Source organism: Streptomyces sp. NPDC039424 (assembly GCF_055639495.1).
This window is the reverse complement of the sequence record NZ_JBVKAI010000041.1, coordinates 1-19535: the sequence shown is the minus strand read 5'-3', so window position 1 is coordinate 19535 and position 19535 is coordinate 1. Positions and strand designations below refer to the sequence as shown.

General features: G+C 68.0%; 15 protein-coding genes and 5 pseudogenes. 17 read left to right on the top strand and 3 right to left on the bottom strand.

All coding sequences use genetic code 11. From position 1 onward, the window contains the following. The 5 genes and pseudogenes from ACZ7L0_RS43605 to ACZ7L0_RS43585 form a co-directional block, all read left to right on the top strand. Positions 1-547, top strand: a pseudogene (locus ACZ7L0_RS43605) (hypothetical protein); the annotation flags it as partial. 164 nt (positions 548-711) lie between these two features. After that, entirely contained in the window at positions 712-903 is a 192-nt protein-coding gene (locus tag ACZ7L0_RS43600; protein ID WP_471248138.1) for a hypothetical protein, read from the top strand. Between the two features lie 77 nt (positions 904-980). Continuing rightward, positions 981-1184, top strand: coding sequence for a hypothetical protein (locus ACZ7L0_RS43595; RefSeq protein WP_471248137.1), 204 nt, complete (start codon positions 981-983; stop codon positions 1182-1184). A gap of 35 nt (positions 1185-1219) precedes the next feature. Beyond that, on the top strand, positions 1220-2974 hold the full coding sequence (locus ACZ7L0_RS43590) for a S8 family peptidase (RefSeq protein ID WP_471248136.1): 1755 nt from the start codon (positions 1220-1222) through the stop codon (positions 2972-2974). A 246-nt stretch (positions 2975-3220) separates the two neighbouring features. After that, positions 3221-3703 (top strand): hypothetical protein, encoded by a 483-nt coding sequence (locus ACZ7L0_RS43585; RefSeq protein WP_471248135.1) that lies wholly within the window; start codon positions 3221-3223, stop codon positions 3701-3703. A 692-nt stretch (positions 3704-4395) separates the two neighbouring features. On the opposite strand, the gene ACZ7L0_RS43580 is transcribed toward ACZ7L0_RS43585, so the two are convergent. Continuing rightward, the gene (locus tag ACZ7L0_RS43580; protein WP_471248134.1) at positions 4396-4929 is read right to left on the bottom strand and encodes a class I SAM-dependent methyltransferase; all 534 of its coding nucleotides are present in this window, start codon (positions 4927-4929) and stop codon (positions 4396-4398) included. An 871-nt stretch (positions 4930-5800) separates the two neighbouring features. On the opposite strand from ACZ7L0_RS43580, the gene ACZ7L0_RS43575 reads away from it, so the two are divergent. Continuing rightward, complete coding sequence (locus ACZ7L0_RS43575; protein WP_471248133.1) at positions 5801-6460, top strand: hypothetical protein; 660 nt, start codon at positions 5801-5803, stop codon at positions 6458-6460. Between the two features lie 174 nt (positions 6461-6634). Next, the gene (locus ACZ7L0_RS43570) at positions 6635-7504 is read left to right on the top strand and encodes an IS5 family transposase (RefSeq protein ID WP_471248132.1); all 870 of its coding nucleotides are present in this window, start codon (positions 6635-6637) and stop codon (positions 7502-7504) included. A gap of 180 nt (positions 7505-7684) precedes the next feature. Here the strand turns inward: ACZ7L0_RS43570 and ACZ7L0_RS43565 are convergent. Beyond that, positions 7685-8163, bottom strand: a pseudogene (locus ACZ7L0_RS43565) (GNAT family N-acetyltransferase). Between the two features lie 190 nt (positions 8164-8353). Between ACZ7L0_RS43565 and ACZ7L0_RS43560 the strand changes: the two are divergent. From ACZ7L0_RS43560 to ACZ7L0_RS43525, 8 genes and pseudogenes are all read left to right on the top strand, one after another. Further along, positions 8354-8728, top strand: a pseudogene (locus ACZ7L0_RS43560) (transposase family protein); the annotation flags it as partial. A 188-nt stretch (positions 8729-8916) separates the two neighbouring features. Beyond that, on the top strand, positions 8917-9072 hold the full coding sequence (locus tag ACZ7L0_RS43555) for a hypothetical protein (RefSeq protein ID WP_471248131.1): 156 nt from the start codon (positions 8917-8919) through the stop codon (positions 9070-9072). A gap of 278 nt (positions 9073-9350) precedes the next feature. After that, positions 9351-10064, top strand: a complete 714-nt coding sequence (locus ACZ7L0_RS43550) for a histidine phosphatase family protein (RefSeq protein ID WP_471248130.1) — start codon at positions 9351-9353, stop codon at positions 10062-10064. A gap of 763 nt (positions 10065-10827) precedes the next feature. Beyond that, a complete protein-coding gene (locus ACZ7L0_RS43545) occupies positions 10828-11136 on the top strand; it encodes a hypothetical protein (protein ID WP_471248129.1) in 309 nt (102 codons plus the stop codon). A gap of 370 nt (positions 11137-11506) precedes the next feature. Then, complete coding sequence (locus ACZ7L0_RS43540) at positions 11507-11905, top strand: DUF6153 family protein (protein ID WP_471248128.1); 399 nt, start codon at positions 11507-11509, stop codon at positions 11903-11905. A gap of 88 nt (positions 11906-11993) precedes the next feature. After that, positions 11994-12656 (top strand): DUF305 domain-containing protein, encoded by a 663-nt coding sequence (locus ACZ7L0_RS43535; protein ID WP_471248127.1) that lies wholly within the window; start codon positions 11994-11996, stop codon positions 12654-12656. 576 nt (positions 12657-13232) lie between these two features. Further along, positions 13233-14067: pseudogene (locus ACZ7L0_RS43530) on the top strand (HAD-IC family P-type ATPase); the annotation flags it as partial. 198 nt (positions 14068-14265) lie between these two features. After that, on the top strand, positions 14266-14817 hold the full coding sequence (locus tag ACZ7L0_RS43525) for a DUF4396 domain-containing protein (protein WP_471248126.1): 552 nt from the start codon (positions 14266-14268) through the stop codon (positions 14815-14817). Positions 14818-15213: 396 nt separating this feature from the next. Here the strand turns inward: ACZ7L0_RS43525 and ACZ7L0_RS43520 are convergent. After that, a pseudogene (locus tag ACZ7L0_RS43520) lies at positions 15214-16473 on the bottom strand (DUF418 domain-containing protein); the annotation flags it as partial. A gap of 196 nt (positions 16474-16669) precedes the next feature. Here ACZ7L0_RS43520 and ACZ7L0_RS43515 point away from each other — a divergent pair. Next, complete coding sequence (locus ACZ7L0_RS43515; RefSeq protein ID WP_471248125.1) at positions 16670-17338, top strand: response regulator; 669 nt, start codon at positions 16670-16672, stop codon at positions 17336-17338. Next, positions 17335-18447, top strand: coding sequence for a sensor histidine kinase (locus tag ACZ7L0_RS43510; protein WP_471248124.1), 1113 nt, complete (start codon positions 17335-17337; stop codon positions 18445-18447). Before ACZ7L0_RS43515 ends, ACZ7L0_RS43510 begins: the two co-directional genes overlap by 4 nt. Positions 18448-19535: the final 1088 nt, after the last annotated feature.

The following is a 19535-nucleotide window of genomic DNA, read 5'->3' as shown; positions in this document are numbered from 1 at the left end:
CCTCGGCGAGCTCATCCCGCCCGGCGGCCCGTACGCACCGTTCCCGGGACAGCCGGGTTGGGGTCACGGTGGCCAGCCGTTCCTTCCGCCCCCGTTCCTCCCGGGCAACATGCCCTGGGCCGCTGACTGGATCAATGCCCTCGGCTCGTCGCCCGGCGGGCAGCAGGCCGGCGGACCGCAGACTCAGCCCCAGGGGCCGGCCGCGGGCACTGCCGGCCGTCAGCAGTCGACCGAGCAGCAGCAGGTGCAGCCGGCGGACCTGTTCTCGTCCCTGCTCGAGGCAATGAAGCCCGGGACCTCCGCTCCTCAGATTCCCGTGATCCCTGGGTGGTTCGGCCTCTTCGGCGCGTCTCCCGGCGCCCAGCAGGCCGCCGGGTCGCAGACTCCTCAGCAGGGACCGGGCGTCGACCTCGGAAGACTGCTCTCCCTGCTGATCATGGCCGCAGCCGCCCGTCAACAGGCTGGCCAGCAGCAGGTCCGACCCGCATATTTCGATCAGATGAAAACGCCGATCACGCCGCCGATGCACACGGGTGGCCTGTTCTAGGGGTGAGGAACCCGACCATGGAATTCCCACACGGCAGCTGGGTCAGTACCAACCCACACGCGGGCTTCCCGACAGGTGGTGCTTCGGCCCCTTTCTTCGGACCCGTCGTCGGTGCGGCCCCCTTTCCCGCAGAGGCCGAGCGGATGCAGTGCGCGGCGCTGCTCATGCGTACCCATGCCTGGCTGGAGCGTGTCGTACCGCAGATGCCCGAATCGAACGGCCTGGTGCCGTTCGTCACCAGGGCGGTCGAGCAGTACCGGCTCGGTCAGTACGCCGAGTGCCGCTCGTCGCTGAACGGCGTCGGGCTGGCCATCTCGCTGGCCCGGGCCTTCATCCGCGCGCTTCCCCCATGGTGAGCCCCGGGCCACGTGACCCGAGGCCCGATGCAGCCCGGCCCGGGACCACGCACTTCCTGGTGGGATGCACCGACCCGGTGCTGCTCTCACAGGTGGCTGCGCAACTCGACGCAGAAGAAGGCGTGGAGGTCCGCCTCGTCAGCGGAACACCGGACCGCCCCTCGGTCCTGGGCGTTTCGATGCTGCCGGATCGAGCCGATCGACTGCGCCGGGACTTCCCCGATCGGCTGATCGTCGAAGTCGATCAGCCGATTCAGCACTTCAACAACGACGAACGCTGAGCATCTCCAGGCGCCGGTTAGGAAGAGCGGACGACATGCCCGACAACGAACGCCCCAACCACCCTGATCCGGAGCACAGCGGCATGCACACCGAACTGCGCCGCAGGCCGACGCAGTATCTGGTCGCGCCGCTGCCGTCGGAAGTCCTTCCAGCCGGGTTGGAGCCCTACGACACCGACGACCTCTTCACTCAGCTGGGAGAGGACCCCGAGATCCGGACATCGCAACGCATCAAGGCACCCGAGGTGGCTGCCGCGTCGGCGCAGAAGCAGACCTTCCCCGACGTGGCGGTGCTGGACATGCCGGCGCACCGGGCCTCAGGACTGGCCCGGGATCCGCGGGTGCACATCGAGCCCAACCATCACGTTCGCGTGGCCTCGGCATCCCCTGCCGCAGATGCCGGCGTTCAACTGACCAATGTGGGCGTGCGGTTGCCCGCCGGACCGCAGACACCGGTCGCCTTTCTCGTGTCGGGCAGCGACAGCGGACCCCTTCTCGGGGCCACGGTCGTCGTCCTCAGCCACGAAGGGAACTTCCAGGCGACGACCGGTCCGGACGGCCGGGCAACCGTGAACCTGACGATCCAGGACCTCACCGCAGTCACAGGCATCTACGTCAAACCGGCCGGCGACTACTGGGAGCACTGGACGGAAGACCCCGACCTGTCCCTCGACTCGGACAACGTCATCGTACTGCGCCCGCTGAGCGAGACCTTCCCGGACCTTCCCAACCGCCCGGTCGTCGGCTGGGGGCTGTCGGCCATGGGACTCGAACAGATCCCGCCCAACTACCGGGGTCAAGGAATCAAGGTCGCCATCATCGACTCCGGTGCCACCTCGACTCATCCGGACCTGGCAGGCCAGATCGCGGACGGATCCGACTTCGTGGACGGCGACAGCAGTCTGTGGTCGGTCGACGTGATCGGCCACGGAACACACTGCGCGAGCGTGATCGCCGGAGCCGACAACGGAGTCGGCACACTCGGCATCGCCGTGGAAGCCGAGCTGCACATCTGCAAAATCTTCCCCGGAGGGCGCTACGCCGAGATCGTCAAGGCGCTCGACTACTGCATCGAGCACGAGATCGACATCGTCAACCTGAGCCTGGGCGGCGACGAGCCCTCCGCCCTTCTCTCCCAGAAGATCGACCAGGCCCGCGAGCTCGGCATCGCCTGCATCGTCGCCGCCGGCAACGCGGCCGGACCGGTCACGTTCCCGGGCCGTCTCCCGTCCGTACTGACCGTCGCCGCGATCGGCAAACTCGGCCAGTACCCATCCGGCACCTTCCACGCCAAGCAGGTCTGGGGAAAGCCGAACGCACAGGGCTACTTCTCAGCCGCATTCACCTGCCACGGCCCGGAAGTGGACGTGTGCGCCCCGGGCGTGGCCGTCCTCGCCGCCGTGCCCGACCGCAGCTACGCGGCCTGGGACGGCACATCCATGGCCGCCCCCCACGTCACCGGCCTGGCCGCGCTGGTCCTCGCCCATCACCCCGACTTCCGCGACGGATACCGCACCCGCAACTCCCACCGCGTGGAGCGACTCTTCGAGATCATCCGCTCGTCCTGCACCCCGCTGGACCTCGGAGACCCGGGCCGGACCGGGGCCGGACTGCCCGACGCCATTCGCGCCCTCGGACTCGAAGCCCCGGCCGCAACGGCCGAACTCGTCCAACTCCGACAGGCGATGCGCAACGCAGGCCTCCTCGGGACCGTGCCCGTCGACGTGCCGGATCCACTGGAACAGCTGCGCCGACTGCTGCAAGCCGCAGGCCTTCTCCCCACGATCTGAACCGAAGCAGCGGGGACGCAGGACAGCCGGCTGCCACGCCTACCGGCCGTGTCCAGACGCAGCCGCCCCCCGACCCGAACGGGCTGACACAGATCCACGTGTGGATCGGACACCAGTTCCTCCACGGTTGACCGACCGCCCCTCCTGCCAAGGACCGATGCAGTCAAGAAGTTCTTGCTCCAACCGGCGAGCAACCCGCCGGCTTGCGCCCGTCCGATCCACCGAGAGTCCACCCGAGGAGGAGAAATGCCAGAAGAGGAAGAAAACCCGATCAAGACCGGGTTCGAGATCGTGGAGGGCCTGTTCGAGGTCGCCAAAACAGTGGTCGAGCTGAAAGAAGCATTCGAGGTCGGCGGCCTCGCAGGAGTGTCGGGTGGCGCGCTGGGCCTGGGTATCACGGCGGTCGTGCTCTCCGTCAAACTCGAAACCTTCCCCGAGGACCTCACCGACAGGGACGTCCTCGCCGGCCGCCTGTCCGGGACCTGCGCCCAGATGGGCGGAAACGAGCTGTTCCTTCCCATCTGCCGGGTTGATCAGCACAGTCAACAAGGCGACGACGTCTTCGACGCCGGATTCTGGCACGGCTCGCTGCACGTGGACGACTTCGAGAGCGCCCGCATCGAGGCAGTCGACCACCTTTCCTCCGAACCCGACGCAACAGGACGGGTCGGTGTGGTGCGAGTCCAGGCCGCAACGCCACTCATCGGTGAATTCATCCTGGTCGAGTAGACATGGTGCGGTGCAGGCCGAGACCAGGATCGCCCGGTGCGGTCGACCTTCACCTCCCGCGACCGCGCGGATTCCAGGAGACCCTCACCCGGCGCCCTTCCTCAGAGCGCCTGTGCCGCGTCGTCGTCTCATCCGACCAGGAAGAACACAGTGCGGAGGCCCGCCCGACGAACGGCAACAGGCCCCGACCACGGGCGACGCTGCGCGCCCGCGCGCGGTGCCCAGCCCGGGCAACTCGAACACCCGCACCTGCCGCGAGCGGCCCTCGGCATAGCGTGGCCCGAGCCCGCACACGGTGAGGAAGCCCCGCGCGAGCCGGGCGGCGTACCCGCCCAGACACACGGTGCCGGGCACGGGAGAGACCTCCAAGTGACACGCGGGCACGAAGTCGCGTACCTGGCCAAGCACATGCACGCGTACGCCGACTCGCGTCGTCATCCCGCGCACCGGATGCGTGCGACTGCGACGCGCACCGCATCAATCAGCGGTTGAAGGAAGCACGCGAACGACGCAACCGCACAAGGCTAGGGAAGGGCAGGGTTCACGGGGGTGCGTGGTCGGCGCGCAACAGCCAGAAGGTGCAGGCTGGACACCACGAGCTCTGGGTGGCCGTCGGCGAACAGTGGCGGCAGTGAGGGCGGTTTCAAGCGCCTTCGCGCCAAGGTTTGTCCCGGTCCGGCGTTCTTCGGCTCTCAGGTCCTCGTAGGCGGGCCCGTGCAGCCGTAGACCGCCAGGTCACCGAGGCCGGCCTGCCGGGCCTCGGCGCAAAGCTCCGAAGGGTCGTGGTAGTACGTGGTGGGGCCGTCCCTGCGGATGCGCAGCCCGGTCGTTGCGATGTCCAATGCACTGGGCGAGTCCAGGTCCATGAGCTCGGCATATCGGTTGGGGGCGGCCGCAGCCACCAGGCTACCGGGCTTGACGACACGGTGAGCCTCCCCCCAGGCACAGGCACGACCGGTTTCGTCCGGCAGGTGGTAGAGGGGACCGAGCATCAGCACAGCGTCGAACGAAAGGTCCACCTGGTCGAGGTGCCGCGCGTCACCGACGACGGCAGCCAGACCCTGCCGGCAGGCCTGCTGCACGTGCTTCTCCACCAGGTCGACGACGAGAACCCGATAACCGCTGTCAGCGAGCCAGGGAGTGTGCACGCCGGGCCCGCGGCCGACATCCAGCACGGACGCGGGCGAGGGCGGAAGGTGCGCACGCAGGAGTTCCTGCGTCCGCACCAGCTCGACCGTCCCGATGGTGCGCCGGAAACGAGACGGCCGGCCTCATCGCCTGCACCGTAGAACGCGGTGATGTCGGGAAGGAGCGCCACATCGACCTGCGGCGGCAAGAGCAGGGCTACCGATCGGAGAATGACAGGGCCGGCCGCACCACCGCTACGGAAAACCTTGCGCGTCAAGGAACGGGGCCCGCTCATGACGTCGGCGGCCGGCGGATGAGCAGGTACCCGTGTACCGCACTGTGCACATTCACATATACCCCGACAACGCCACTCCCAGCGGTCCGTGGCGCGTACCATGCGTCCGGTGGTGCTGTCCGCTCCGCGATTCGCCACATCCGATGCGGACATGGAATGTGACGGCGCGTGGGATGTGCCCGTCGAAGTCCCGGATCCCTAGAGCAGCTGCGTCACTGCTGCAGGCGGCAGGATCTCTCCCTACAGTCTGATCCCAGGCAGCACGGGTGGTGCAGGACAAATAGCCGCCGATGTTTCCGCCGGCTGCGCCGAACATTCGCCTGGCGACTGGATAGAGCTAGGCGGTTCACGCTTTGCCACGTTCGTCAAGGTGCCTGTGGAGTGTAGGCGTTGTACGGTGAAGGAGATAGGCGTCGCAGCCCACTCAGTAGGTCAAGGGCATGATGCCACGAGTTGCCTTTTCGGGTCCTTTCATCGACGGGGAACGAGAGTTCCGTCCAGGAGCATGGTCGGTGAACTGGGAATCAAAGTCAACAAGATGGGTGTCACCTACGGGGCGAATTCGCTGACATTCCCAAGACAACCCACGAGACATTCAAGGGCGGTACCACACTAAGTGACCACGGCTGCGCCCAATCCGTCCCCGCCGACTCTCCCTGGCATAATAGCAGCCAGTGGTTATACGACGGCTGTACGAACCGGAGAACAAGATGGCCGCGGAATTCGATAAGATCGCAATATGGTTCGTTGCATTCATCCCGATGCCCGTTGTCCAGGTGCTGGATGACTGCTTTCACGGCGACGGCCGGGACTTCAGTTCCGATCCCAACGAGCAGCGGGTCCGTGTGCGGTCAGACATTATCGTGTCCGGATTCCTGGCGGATAGCCCACAGGAGACGGACTTCCATCAGTGCGGTGAAACACTGAAACTGGACTGTGCGACAGGTGACGTCCTGGCCACGGCGACCGCCGGCACCGATGGGATGTCATTCCATCACTTCAACGTCGGAAACACCTTCCCCGACCCTGAGGGCGGAGTGGTTGACAACCCGAACGAGTTCTGTGTCAACTTCCTCTACGACGGCGCTGCCTCCAATCCCCTGGCAGGGGCGATATCACCCGACGTGGACATGAATGCCTTCGTCACGATCGATCCGATCGGCCGTACAGTGTCCCTTAGAGGGGCGACCAACGCATTCCCCGACTACGAGGCCTACGCCAGCGTCGACGACGGCGCACCCGTAGTCCTCTTTCGGCAGAAGCACACGCTCGACCCAGCTTTCGGGCTCCCCGGTGGCGCCGACCAGACCGTCAGCGCCATGGTTACCGTCTAACTGCCTTGGAAGATGCGGTCGGGGCTTGCGGTCCGAGTGGGGTGACGAGTGGGGCGGGATGCTGCTTGTTCCTGTCTCATCCCAGGAACGCCCGGTCTGTCGTCATGGCTGCGTGCTTCCGTCGTCGCAGCTGTGCGCCTGGGCGCACTCGGTCCGCGGCGGTACGCCGGAAGCATGTCGACGCGACGTCCTTACCCGAGTGATCTCTGCGATGTCCGCTGGGAGTTGGTCGAGCCGGTGCTCTCTGCCTGGCGCTTCGAGCGCCGTGGCAGAGCTCTGGACTTCGGCCGGCCACCCGGGCATGGCCTGCGCGACATCATGGACGCGATCTTGTATGTGGACCGCACCGGCGTCCAGCGGCGCTACCTCCCGCATGACTTTCCGCACTGGAACACGGTCTACGGCTACTTCGCCAGGTGGCAGCAGGAAGGTGTGTTCGCCCAGCTCAATGGCCTGCTCAGGCAACTCTTACGACAGAAGGAAGGGCGGGAGGTTAAACCGTCGGCCTGCGTGATCGACGCGCAGAGCGTGAAGACCTCCACCGACGTGCTCGCCGCCGGCCAGGGCATCGATGCCGGCAAGAAGATTGTCAGGCGGAAGCGGAGCATTGTCACCGACACGATCGGCCTTCTCCTCGCTGTGCTGGTCACCGCGGCGAGCGTGCAGGATTCCGTGGCCGGCACCCAGCTCCTGGACCGGGTCGCCGCCGAACATCCCCGCGTCCGCAAGGTGTGGGTCGACGGCGGCTACCGCCAGCACCTCGTCGAGCACGCTGCAACCCTCGGCATCGACATTAAAATCACTCAACGCAGGCCCGGGACCAGGGGATTCGCCCCTATCCCCAAGCGGTGGGCGGTTGAGCGGACCTACGGCTGGCTCATGCTCCACCGCCGCCTGGCCCGGGACTACGAAACCCACCCGCACCGATCCGAAGCCATGATCCACCTCGCCATGACCAACCTCATGGCCCGCCGCCTCACCGGCGAGAACACCATCCCCTGGCGTGACCCGACATCACGCAGCCAAAGGCCTATCTCGGGATAAAACAACGGGTGAAAACGACCTCTTAGGATCCGTGTCGTGGACCACCTGGCACGCGTGTAGAGGAATTCATCTGAGGGGGCCTCCGTCGTGGCTGAAGCCGTGGAGGGCGGCGCCCGGAACCGATGGCTACATGACCTGGTACGGCGTGTCCGCTGGCAGGTCCCGTGAAGGTGACTGAGCCTACGCGAGTTCCTTCCGCATCAATGTGCACATGGTTCCGTAGCGGCGTAGCGATCCATCAGGGGCTTGCTCCTCCCACGCGTCCGGCTGACGGTCGTACGCGACATATCCCAGTAGTGCACGTGCCCGGGGGTTGTTTTCCTCCACACCCAGCTCGGCCTGCCGCAGACCGCGGTTCCTGATCCGCAGTTCTGCGGCTTCGACAAGGAACGTGCCGATCCCACACGATTGCAATGCGGGGTGGACCGCCAGCTGCCACAGGGTGCCGACACCCTCCTTGACCTGGTAGTCGATGCCACCCTTCGCTACGGGGATGTTCGTTGCCGGGCAGACCGCAAGGTAGTCGACCTCACCGATCCGGGCACGTTCCAACTGCTTCGCGACGCCGACGAGGTGATGGTCCGAGCCTGCCCACCCGCACGACGCCAGGTCCCATGGACCAAGTCACGGGCTGACAGCTTCAACACAACGTTGATCATCTTCAGTACCTCCGGCGAGCCAGCATCCACGCCGATCGCAGGGGGGGGCGCAAAGCCGTTTCCTCATCCCGCGCTCTTGCCTCACCGAGGCCACCGCCCCTCACGCAGTCAGACGAGCGCGCTGCGGAAAGGGAACTACGCCGACCGCGTGAGGCCACCGCGAATGGTCGGCAGTTGAGATGATCTCACTGTGGCTGGTGTGATCAGGGCGTCGGAGCCCTCCTGGATAGCCCCGTTTACTGGGCTGAGCCCGCGTCAGTTCTGCAAGCTGATCAACGCGCTGCGGCGCGAGGGCGCGGACCCGGTGCGCAAGGGGCGGCCGTGGAGCCTGCCGCTGGCGGACCGGGTCCTGCTGGTCACCGCCTACTGGCGCACAAACCTGACCCTGCGGCAGCTCGCCCCGCTGTTCGGCGTCTCGAAGTCCGCTGCCGATCGCATCATCGATCACCTGGGCCAGTCGCTGGCGCTCCAGCCCCGCAGGCGGTTCCGCAAGGACACTGTGCTGATCATGGACGGCACCCTGGTGCCCACCCGCGACCACAGTGTTGCCGAGCAGTCGAAGAACCTGGCCTGACCCTGCCCTGGAATTCAGGCGTTGTCGAAGGTCATGTCAACCGGATCAAGATGCCCAAGTGTCAGGTGTTCGGCTGCGCTGGCTTCGCCCTCTTGCGGAAGTGCGTCCTGCTTTCCTCTTGACGGCCGCTGTAGGTGGTCGATCCGATGATCACCGCACACCAACGCGAGGAGTACACCATGGGGCCTTGGGATATCGGCCCCTTCGAGAACGACATGGCCGCGGACGCAGCGGCCTGGTGGCTGATGCCCCTGCCGCACGCCCGCACCTTCCGGACCCCGTTCATGCCCAACCAGGAGGGGCAGTCGTTGACGATGACGCTGACCCGCTCCTGACGCGCATCCTCTTCACCTGGGGAACGTCAGGGGTCAGATGCACTCGAAGCCCGAGGGGATGATCACTTGAAGCCGTAGCAGTTCGTCAATGTAGGGGCCCGGCCGGGCAGCTGGCCCGTACACCCAATGCATGACGTGCATCAGCCAAGGCGATACGCGCCACCCGGGTAGCCGACGCGAGTTCGGCCGGGTGGCGGGGTTGCGTCAGCCGGGCGGCAGGGTGGTTCCGGACACCCGGCAGATGTTGCATCGCACGGCTTCCGCCGACGCTGGAGCACATGAGTCACGACGCGACGGCAGCCGTGCCGGGCCAGCAGGGGGAGGTTGGTCCCATGACGATCCGCCTGACGTTTCTGTGTGCGCCCGGCGGTGACGGCACCCTGGACCTACTCCTTGGTGACGCTCCCCTGAGCGAGCGCAGCCTGCGTATGGCAGGCTGCGCGGGAGCAGTGCTCCCTCCTCACGAGCTCGCCGTCCGGGCGCCCTCGATCCGCTGTTCGCAGACCGCTGACGTCCTCGGCCTGGCGGCGGCGTCAGAACCTGCGCTGCGCGATCTCGACATCGGTAAGTGGTGCGGTCGCACCGATGTCGACGTCGCCGCAACCGAGCCCGACGGGTTCACCGCCTGGCTCACCGACCCGGATGCCGCACCGCACGAAGGCGAGTCCGTACGCCAGCTCTGTCGCCGAACAGCGGACTGGCTGAGCAGCGTGGCGCCCGGCACGGGCCACGTAGTGGCCATCACCGAAGCGGCCGTTGTCCGGGCTGCGCTCATCCATGCTCTGGGCGTACCGGCGAGAGCCTTCTGGCATCTCACTGTGCCGCCCTTGTCCACGGTTGCCCTCACCCGGCGAGGTGCCCACTGGGACGTTCCGGCTCGGCTCCGTCGTCACCCCGCGGGAGGCCAGGGATCAGCCCGCGCGGCGGCCCAGCTGGGCGGCGGGAAACGATCGAGTTCTCCCCGGGATATGATCTTCGTCAGCCGTTGGTAGACCCTCACGGTTCCGGGCCGGCTTCGGCTGCCAGTGCGTGCGCAGGCGGTGCGCACCGCTCGCCCGGCGGACGTCGGTACTGGAGGGGCGTCCGCTGCGACCGATCACGTGCCACGCAGGCGGTGTTTACTGCTCGCCGGTGCTCCCGCAGCAGCGTCAGTCGACGTTGTTACTCGTCGTCGTTTTCCCCGCGTGCGAACCGTTCGGCGAGCAGGTCCTCAGCTCACCGAATTCCCCACCTCGGCTCTCCGGATGAGGGGCGCGTGCTGTCCTGGCCGCCGTGACGGTTACCCGTGAGGTAGCGGACAAGCACGACGACGGCCGACGATAACCAGCACCCAGAACAGCACCATAAATCAGGCCGTGGCGAACCAGCCGCCCCAGCCCCAGCCCCAGCCCCAGCCCCAGCCGTCGTACCACAGCATGCCGATCACCTTCTTCTGCGGCGAGCAACGTGCCCCACCTCCAGAATGCGCCGCCTGAAGCCGCCATCCTCGCCTGCTCGCAGGAGGTGTCGCCGGTCCTCAGCCGCTCGGCCTGGACCGGCTGAGGACCGGCCCACGGGCTCCGCCCAGGTCCGTCCCCGCGTGCCGAGCCCGACCTACCGCCCCGCACCGCGACGGCCGATTCAGCGCGGCGGGTGCAGCCCCGGCAAGGTGACCGCGACAAGCCGGGGAACCGCCGCCTTGGACGACAGCCCGGCTGCCGCAGCCAGGGCGTGGAGGCAGTAGCTCGCCAGTTCGTCCGGTAGTTGATATTGCATGTGCAGTCACCGGACGAGGAGAGTCTGCGACAGCTGCAGGTCCTCGTCACTACGCACATCACCAGATTCAGCAGACGCGATCCGCTGCGGGTGGACTGGCAGCGGTCCGAGGCAGCCACCGACACTCATGCAGCGCTTCATACGGCTCCGTCGCGGCGCGCGGCGTGGCGGCAGCGTCGCAGTTGGACCGGGGCCGCAGCCGTCGTCGTCGTGGCCGCGGCCGTGCATGTGGGGCTGGGCGGGGCTGTTTTGGCGGCCACGCCGTGGACCGGCTGGGTCGTCGGCTTCGTCCTCGCGGCCATCATGTGAAGGTCGGAGTCGTCGGCGGTCTCGCCATCCGTCGCAAGCATCGGCGTACTGGGTAAAGAGACAACATACCCCCTAGGGAATGCTCACCGTGAGCACTGCCACCCCGGGGAGGGTGCAGGTCCTCGAACGCGATCGGACATGAGTTGTCCACTGTCGGGTCGATGACCTGGCGGTCCCACGACCTGGGTCAACATCGCCTACCGCGGCGCTGCTCATGCGCTTCCTGCGCACCGGCGGCCCGGCGATGCTGCGGGTGATGGGCAGCTCACCCGATCTACGGGGCAGGGTGAACACGAGCACCATCACAGCCGTACTCACAACGGACACCGCCCATGAGCACGCATCGCGTGCTCTGCCTAGGATGATCTCGATGAAGAGCTCCGAGCAGCACCCTGCGCCACCGCCCTTGCGGCCGTGGCGGGCGTTGCTCGTGCTCGGACTGCTGGCCGGGCTGCTGGCCATGCACGCCCTGGCTCCCGGCGGCACCGCCCATGAGCACGCCGGCCCGCAGCACATGACGGTCGCCGTGACTGCTGCCCATGACGGCTGCGCCGGAGACGACTGTGGCGGTGGCGGAGGCCACCTCCAGCACGCGGACCCAACCTGCATGGCGGCCGCGGTCAGCGGCCAACCGTCGCTACCGGCCCTCGTTCCCGACCCGGTCGCCGTGCCCGCAAGCACGGATGCGGTGTGCTCGTACGCGGCGGCGGCCCCGGACGGCGCCCGCGCACCACCCTCGCTGGCGGAACTCCAACTCCTGCGGATCTAGAACGCCCGCGCCACCGGCGCCCACGCCCCGGGCGAAGCGGTGCCGTTCGGCACGTTCAGATCCCTTCTCGCACAGCAGGAGTTCCAGCATGCGCAACACCCGTACTCTGACCCGCCGCGCCGCAACGGTGGCCACGGCTGCCCTTGCCGCTCTCGTCCTCGCCGCCTGCGGCAACGACAGCGACAGCGACCGCAGCAGCGGCCACGAAAGCGGCCACGATGTCGCGTCGTCCTCGTCGGCGAGCGCTGACGCCACCGCAGGCGCGCACAACGCCCAGGACGTCTCCTTCGCCCAGGGCATGATCCCGCACCACGAGCAGGCCCTGGAGATGGCGAAGCTCGCCGCCGACCGGGCATCCTCCAGCAAGGTCAAGGACCTCGCCTCGCGCATCGAGAAGGCGCAGGACCCGGAGATCCGGACCATGAGCGGCTGGCTGAAGTCCTGGGGCGAGGACGTCCCGACCTCCGGCAGCTCGACGGAGTCGATGCCCGGCATGGACCACTCGGCGCACTCGGGCATGCCCGGAATGATGGACAGCAAGGACATGGACAAGCTGGAGAAGGCATCCGGCACCGAATTCGACACCGTGTTCCTCACCATGATGATCGAGCACCACAAGGGCGCCGTCGAGATGGCCTCCACCGAGAAGAACAAGGGCAAGTACCAGCCCGCGACGTCCATGGCCGACGACATCATCACCGCGCAGACCGCCGAAATCACCGAGATGAGCAAGCTCCTCGGCAAGAATTGACGCTCTCCCAGGACGGAGGAGGCCGGTGCCCGCACCGGCCTCCTCCCCCGGTGGCTAACGCCACTGTCCGAAGACAGCGATGCCGAGGTCGCCCCCGCCTTCGTCGGCGGTCTTGCTTCAGTGCACGTGCGGGCCGCCGGTCGTCTGCTGCTTGCTGTGGCGGGGCGGCCGACGGTTCTGCCGTCCGCCGGCAGCCAGGCCAGCGGCAGCGTTCCGGCCGCCGCAACCGCCAGGCCGGCCACCGCGGTCGTCCGACTGACGATCCGGCCGACCAGCTGCGATCCCAGGCGGGCGCCGATGCCCGTGGCCACGGCGACCGGCAGGAAGACGAGCCCGGTCGCGAGCGGGCTGTAGCCGCGCAGTCGCTGGAGGTAGACCGAGTCGAGGAAGAAGAACCCAATGAGCAGCGCGGTGGCCACGAGCATTAGGAACGCGCCGGCCGCCACCGGACGCCTGGCGAACATGCACAGGTCCATCAGCGGGACCCGGCTCGCGCGCTCAACGGGGGCGAACGCCGCGTACAGCACAAGGGCGCCGAGCAGTGGTCGCGGAGTTGCAGGCCGGTGACCGATTCCTCGTACGGCCGGGCTGGAGCACTCCACCGAGCACCCGATCGCCGCGCCGTCGCCGAGGGGGGCCTTCAGAAGCTGGGCCGCCGCCCACGCCCGAGGACCTCGTGAACGTGCCCGGCCCCGGTGTGCAGGGCATCATCGACGGCCACGCCGCCCTCGTCGGCCGCGAGCGGCTGCTCGCCGAGTGGGCCATGGAAGTGCCGCAAGAGCTCCGGCAGGCCAAGGCCGAAGCCGAGGCAGCCGGACGCACCGCCATCACAGTCGCCTGGGACAGCGACGCACGGGCAATCCCTGAGGTCGCCGACGCGGTCAAGGAGACCAGCCCGGAGGCGATCACACGACTGCGCGCTCTCGGCCTCGCCCCGATCCTGCTGACGGGCGACAACAAGGCCGTGGCCGAGTCCGTCGCCCGGGCGGTCGCCATAGCGCCCGAGGACGTCATCGCCGAGGTATTGCCGCAGGACAAAGTCGACGTCATCAAGCGGCTGCAGAGCTAGGCCAAACGGTCGCCATGGTCGGCGGCGGCGTTGACGAGGCGGCCGCCCTCGCCCAAGCCGACGTGGGACCGGCCATGGGCACCGGCACGGACGCCGCGATCGAGACCGGCGACCTGAGCCTGCGACCTGCGCGCCGCGGCCGATGCCATCCGCCTCACCCGCAAGACCCTCGGCACCATCCGGTCCAACTTCTCCTGGGCCTTCGCCTACAACGTGGCCGCCCTACCACTCGCCGCGGCCGGCCTGCTCCACCCGGTGATCGCCGGAGCGGCCATGGCCTTCTCCTCGGTCTTCGTCGTCGGCAACTCCCTGCGCCTGCGCTCACTCCAGGCCGCCAACTGAACCGCACCCACCACGTAGGGGCGGCCGAGGCCGCCCCGGGCAGGTCGGCGACCCACTCTGGCCTGCCAGCGACGACTGCACATCGACCGGCCCCGGACGGTCTTCGGGCCGTCCGCAAAAGCGGAACAACTCCGAACGAATACGTCCACGGGCACCGGATTCATAGCGTGACTCCCGAAGGGGCCACACTGGACAGAAATGGGATTGAAGGCCATGGACCACAGCGATCACCACACCAGCACCACGCCCGGGCAGGCCGCCCACGAAGGCCACTCGGGACATGCCACCCACGCCATGACTCATGAAGAGCATGCGGGAGCCTCCTGGCCCACGGCGGTGAAGGCGACGCTGCACTGCCTGACCGGGTGCGCCATCGGCGAGATCCTCGGCGTGATCATCGGTACCGCCCTGAGCTGGGGGAATGTCCCGACCATGGTCCTCGCGATCGCGCTTGCGTTCTTGTTCGGCTACTCCTTCACCCTGTTCGCGGTACGCCGGGCCGGACTGAGCCTCAAGGCCGCGATCAAGGTGGCGCTGGCCGCCGACACCGTTTCGATCGCCGTAATGGAACTGATCGACAACGCCGTCGTCGCGTTCACCCCCGGCGCGATGGACGCCGAGCTCTCGGATGGGCTGTTCTGGTCAGCCCTCCTGGGCGGGTTCGCTGTGGCCTTCCTGATCACCACTCCGGTGAACAAGTGGATGATCGGGCGCGGCAGGGGCCACGTCGTCGTCCACGCCTACCCCTGACAACCGGTTCGCCGTTCGTGCCGCTCCCTCTGCCCCCGTCCGTCGCGCCGTCGGGGCGCAGCCAGCGGTCGGGGCCAGATATTTTCCGGCGGCCGGGCCCGTGCCTTCGGCCCACGGGAGTTCTGGTTCGCGGACGCCACCGCCCGGCCGTGATCGGGTGCTCGGTGCGGCCATCCGCACGCGCCCCGTACGCGCGTCGAGCTGCTGAGTCGCGGCCAGGTCATCGGCGAAGGCTGCGGGGAGGGCTCGGCTCGCGGCGTCGTTCGCAGACGTCGCCAACCGGGCCAGCAGTGACGAGCCCGAGTCGACAGACCTGGCTCTCCTGTCATTGCGCCCGAGAAGCAAGCGGAGCCTGAAGGACGCGAGCCGACTCATAAGTGGCTCGGTCCCGGCTTGCTTGATACGCCCCGCGGGCCGAGTGGCGATGTGGAGCAGGTGCTCCAGGGGCCCACGCCGGAACAGACGAGTCCACACGATCGCCAGGGCTGTGGCTGCCGCGATGAAGCCGAGCAGCACCGGCCAGGCCGACAGGCTCTGGGCCTCGATCGCGGGCACGTACCAGACGTCGGTGAAGAACCACAGGGCAACGATGTGCAGGACGTAGGCGGTCAGCGCCATCATGCCGACCGCCGCGACGGGTCGGGCCGAGTTCGTGAGGCGCGGCATCCGGTCAGCGACGGTGAGACACACGGCCGCCACCATGAGAGCGACGCCGGTGTTGCCGATGATGGAGAGCGTCGTCTGGCTGTGTGGTGCCGCTACCAGCATCCATGCGAGCGGGGTGCCGTGGTCGATTTCGCCGACGGTGTCGGACCACCAGGCGGACGACGCCGAGCCGCCGTCCGTGGCGGCCGCGACGGCGGAGAGAGCATGCGGGACCAGGCGCAGCGCCAGCCAGGAGCCGCCGTAGCCAAGCAGCGCGAGTCCTGCGCCGGTGCGCGCCAGCCGGGACCGGGCACCGGGCCGAGTGAGGTCGAGCCGGGCCACCGCCATGCCCGCGACCACGAACGGCATCCACGTAAACACCGGATATTCGCCCGTGAACAAAAGTTCGATCATGCCGTCCGTGCCGCTGATCCAGGCAAGCGGGTCGTGGGCGGCAATGCTGTCCGCCCAGTTACCAGCCTCGATCGACCTCCTGATCATGTACAGGGCCTGGGGCAGGACCAGCGCGCCCGCGGCGGCGATGAGCGCAAGCGCTCGTAGCCGCAGCCGGTACACCGGGAGGGCGGCCAGGAAGAGAAGCCCGTAGAAGCTGAGGATCACGTCGACCTCGGTGTCCAGGGCCGTCAGGGCGTAGCCGAGCACCATCAGGATGAGGGCCCGGATCACGATCCTGACCCTCGCCTGTCGCCCGGCACGGCCGGTCCTGTGGTGCGGACGACCAGTGATGATGATCAGCGAAAAGCCCGCGAGCAGTGCGAAGAGCGCAGCGGAGCGGCCCCGCGCCGTCTCCAGCAAGAACCCCACTGGGCCGCCCACCGCCACATCGGGGCCGACATGTGCGGAGTACATGCCGAAGACCGCCAGCCCACGGGCCAAGTCGATCCCGATCAGCCGCCCCGTTGAAGCCGTGCCGACCGGGGCGGAAGAGCGATCCACCAGGCGCTCGCAAGTCACGTCTGCCGGTACAACCGACGATGCGTTCCGCGACATGCCTTCAGCGTTCACCGGTCACCCTCCCCAGCCACCCCGGCGGCTTTCCGGAGGCACCCCGTCGACCGGCCGAAGCCGCCCCCGCCAGCCGGCTGGAACCACGACGCCAACCGGCGGAAAACGTCTCGGGCACGCCGACGGACGGGGCCGGCGGTGGTAGGCATCGAACAGCGGGCATGCGACGAGCGGAGCGGACATGATCCGGGTCTTGGTGGTCGACGACGAAGCTCTGATCCGCACGGGCTTCACGCATATCCTCAACGCTGCGGACGACGTCGAAGTCGTTGCGGCGGTTCCCGGCGGGGAGGCTGTCCGGACCGTGCGCGAGCAGCTCCCTGACGTCGTCCTGCTGGACATCCGGATGCCAGACGTGGACGGGCTCACCGTTCTTTCCGACTTGCGCCGCCTTCCGGACCCACCAGTGGTCGCCATGCTCACCACGTTCGATGCTGACGAATATGTGGCGAGTGCCCTGAGTTCGGGCGCCGCCGGCTTCCTGCTCAAGGACACGGATCCTGAGCAGCTGCCCTATCTGGTGCGAACGCTGGCCGAGGGTGGGACCGTGCTGTCGTCCAAGGTCACCCGAACGGTGGTGGACGGGTATCTCGACAGCGGCGTGTGCGAACCATCCGCCGTCCGCCTTGCCGCCCGCCTCACTGAGCGCGAGCGCGCCGTCCTCACTCTGATGGCGGAGGGACTCACCAATACCGACATCGGCGAACGGCTGCACTTGAGCACCGGCACCGTCAAAGGCCACGTCAGCGCCGTCTTCAGCAAACTGCGGGTCAGTAGCCGCGTCCAGGCTGCCCTGATCGCCGAACGCGCCGGCCTGCTCGCGCCGCCGCCGGACGAGGCCTCCCGATGAGCCCCCGGCGACCTCCTGCTGGGCTGCTGGACGCGGCACTCGTCGCCGCCGCGCTGGCGGACGCGTGGGTACACGTCGACGTCGGGGAGCAGCCAGCCACGGCCTGTGCGCTGCTCGCCGCCCTCGCTCTCCTTCTGCGTCGCCGCCTGCCACTGACGACCTTCGTGCTCACAGTCCCTTCCGCCATGGTCTCCGACGCAGTGTTCGCCACTATGGCGGCGCTGTACACACTCTCCTCGCTCAGCCGCCACCGCCTTCTCCTGGCCGCCTGCGCCTTCACCTACGCGATCACCGACTTCCTGCCCTGGCCGTGGTTGTCCTTCAAGGCCGGCGAACTAGCCCAGACCGACAACCTGCTCCACCTCACCTATACGCTCGCCACCGCAGCCGCCCCAGTCTTCCTGGGCCAGCTCGTACAAGCCCGCCGCGAACTGGCCCTACGGCTCGCCGACATCACCGAGGCCCGCGAGCAAGAACGGCTGCTGACCGCCCAGAGCGTCCTGGCGCGGGAACGCGCGCAGCTCGCCCGGGAGATGCACGACGTGGTCTCCCACCAGGTCAGCCTCATCGCCGTGCAGGCCGGAGCGCTTCAGGTGGGCAGCCAGGACACCGAGACCAGAAAGGCCGCTGCCACGATCCGGCAGCTGAGCGTACAGACCCTCGACGAACTGCGGCACATGGTCAGCGTGCTGCGCGCCTCCGGGAGCCGGCCCACCGAACTTACCCCCCAGCCCTCCCTCGCCGGCCTGCAGCGACTGCTCGACGTCAGCAGCGTCGACGCGAAGCTCGAGGCGGACTTGCCCAACGACCTCCCGCCCACCGTCGAGCGCGCCGTCTACCGCACCGTCCAGGAAGCCCTGACCAACGTCCGCAAACACGCCCCAGGCGCCACAGCAACCGTCCGCCTCCAGCACCGGGACGGCGCCGTGCACACGACCATCACCAACACAACCCCCATCCAACCCGCGCTCGCCCTACCCAGCGCCCACCACGGCCTCGCCGGCCTGGCCCAACGCGCTGAACTCCTCTGCGGCACTCTCACATCCGGCCCTACAGCCGACGGAGGCTACGAACTCCGTCTGGTATTGCCCATCGAGCAGAACCAATGACCGTGTGCCGTATCAGACGCTCAGCGAACCGGAGGATGCGCTTCGAGCCCGGCCGGTAGGGATTCAGCCTCACGGTGCGGGTGTGCGCGGGCAGACCCCGTTGTGGTCGGCGAAGACCGTTCGGCACGCACCCCGTGCAGATCTGCCACGAGTGGAACACCCTCGCGCACTGGTCGACTACGAAGGCGACCAGGCCTTCGGCCGTTGACGAGGGCGGAATGCCAGGCCCTCTTCGACTACGCCGACGACCAGGTTGACCAGGCCCTGCGACGCGGGCGCAAGGGCGCCCAGGTCTGCGGGTGGCAGGCATGCGAGGATTCCCCTCCCTGGTCTGAGATTTCGGAAGCGGGGCACGGCCAGCCCGGGACGGGTGGCTCCGGGGCATGGCCCACGCCCGCTCGAGGGGCCCGGCCAAGATCGCTGCCGCCGTCGGCTCACCGTAAGTGCGTCTGTGGTGGTCGGTCGCCTCGCACGTCGACTGACATTCGCATGATGCCGCCACGTCATCGGGTCGGCCTGGGCGGGGTGCCCCAACCAGTCGTCCGGTTCGGCGCCGTGTTCCCCGCGCACGCTGCGATGGTCCCGATTTGAGCCACAACAAGATCACGAAGGACTCCCCGTCACCCGGGGGGACGGTCGCGGGGCGGGAGGCGTCGACGGGGGCCAAACAGATCTGCTCCCCGTCCCTTGTGCCGTATGTCGGCCTGGTCGGTGTTCATCTGCTCCCCGCACCCGCGGGGATGGTCTCGGCCCCGCGTCTACACCTCCGAGGCGGATGGTCCCGACGTCGGGCAGATCTACGCGGAGGGCCTGCCTTGCTTTCGTGTCGGAATCTCACGGCTGGTGCCGGATGGAAGTCGGGTCCGGCGGGGCGTTGAGTCATGCAGGTCGCGTCTGTACCTCGTTCGCGTTGAACGCCGACGCCTGGAGGGCCAAACGGCCGCGCCGGGAACAGGCGGTGCGGCCGGCACGGTTGCATCGACCGAGGGTCCAGCGCCGCACGGGCGGGGAACACGGAGACCACAAGGCCGTCCGCCCCACCAGGACCCGGGCCCCACGAGCGCGGTACGCCCGCCGCGCACTCGGAC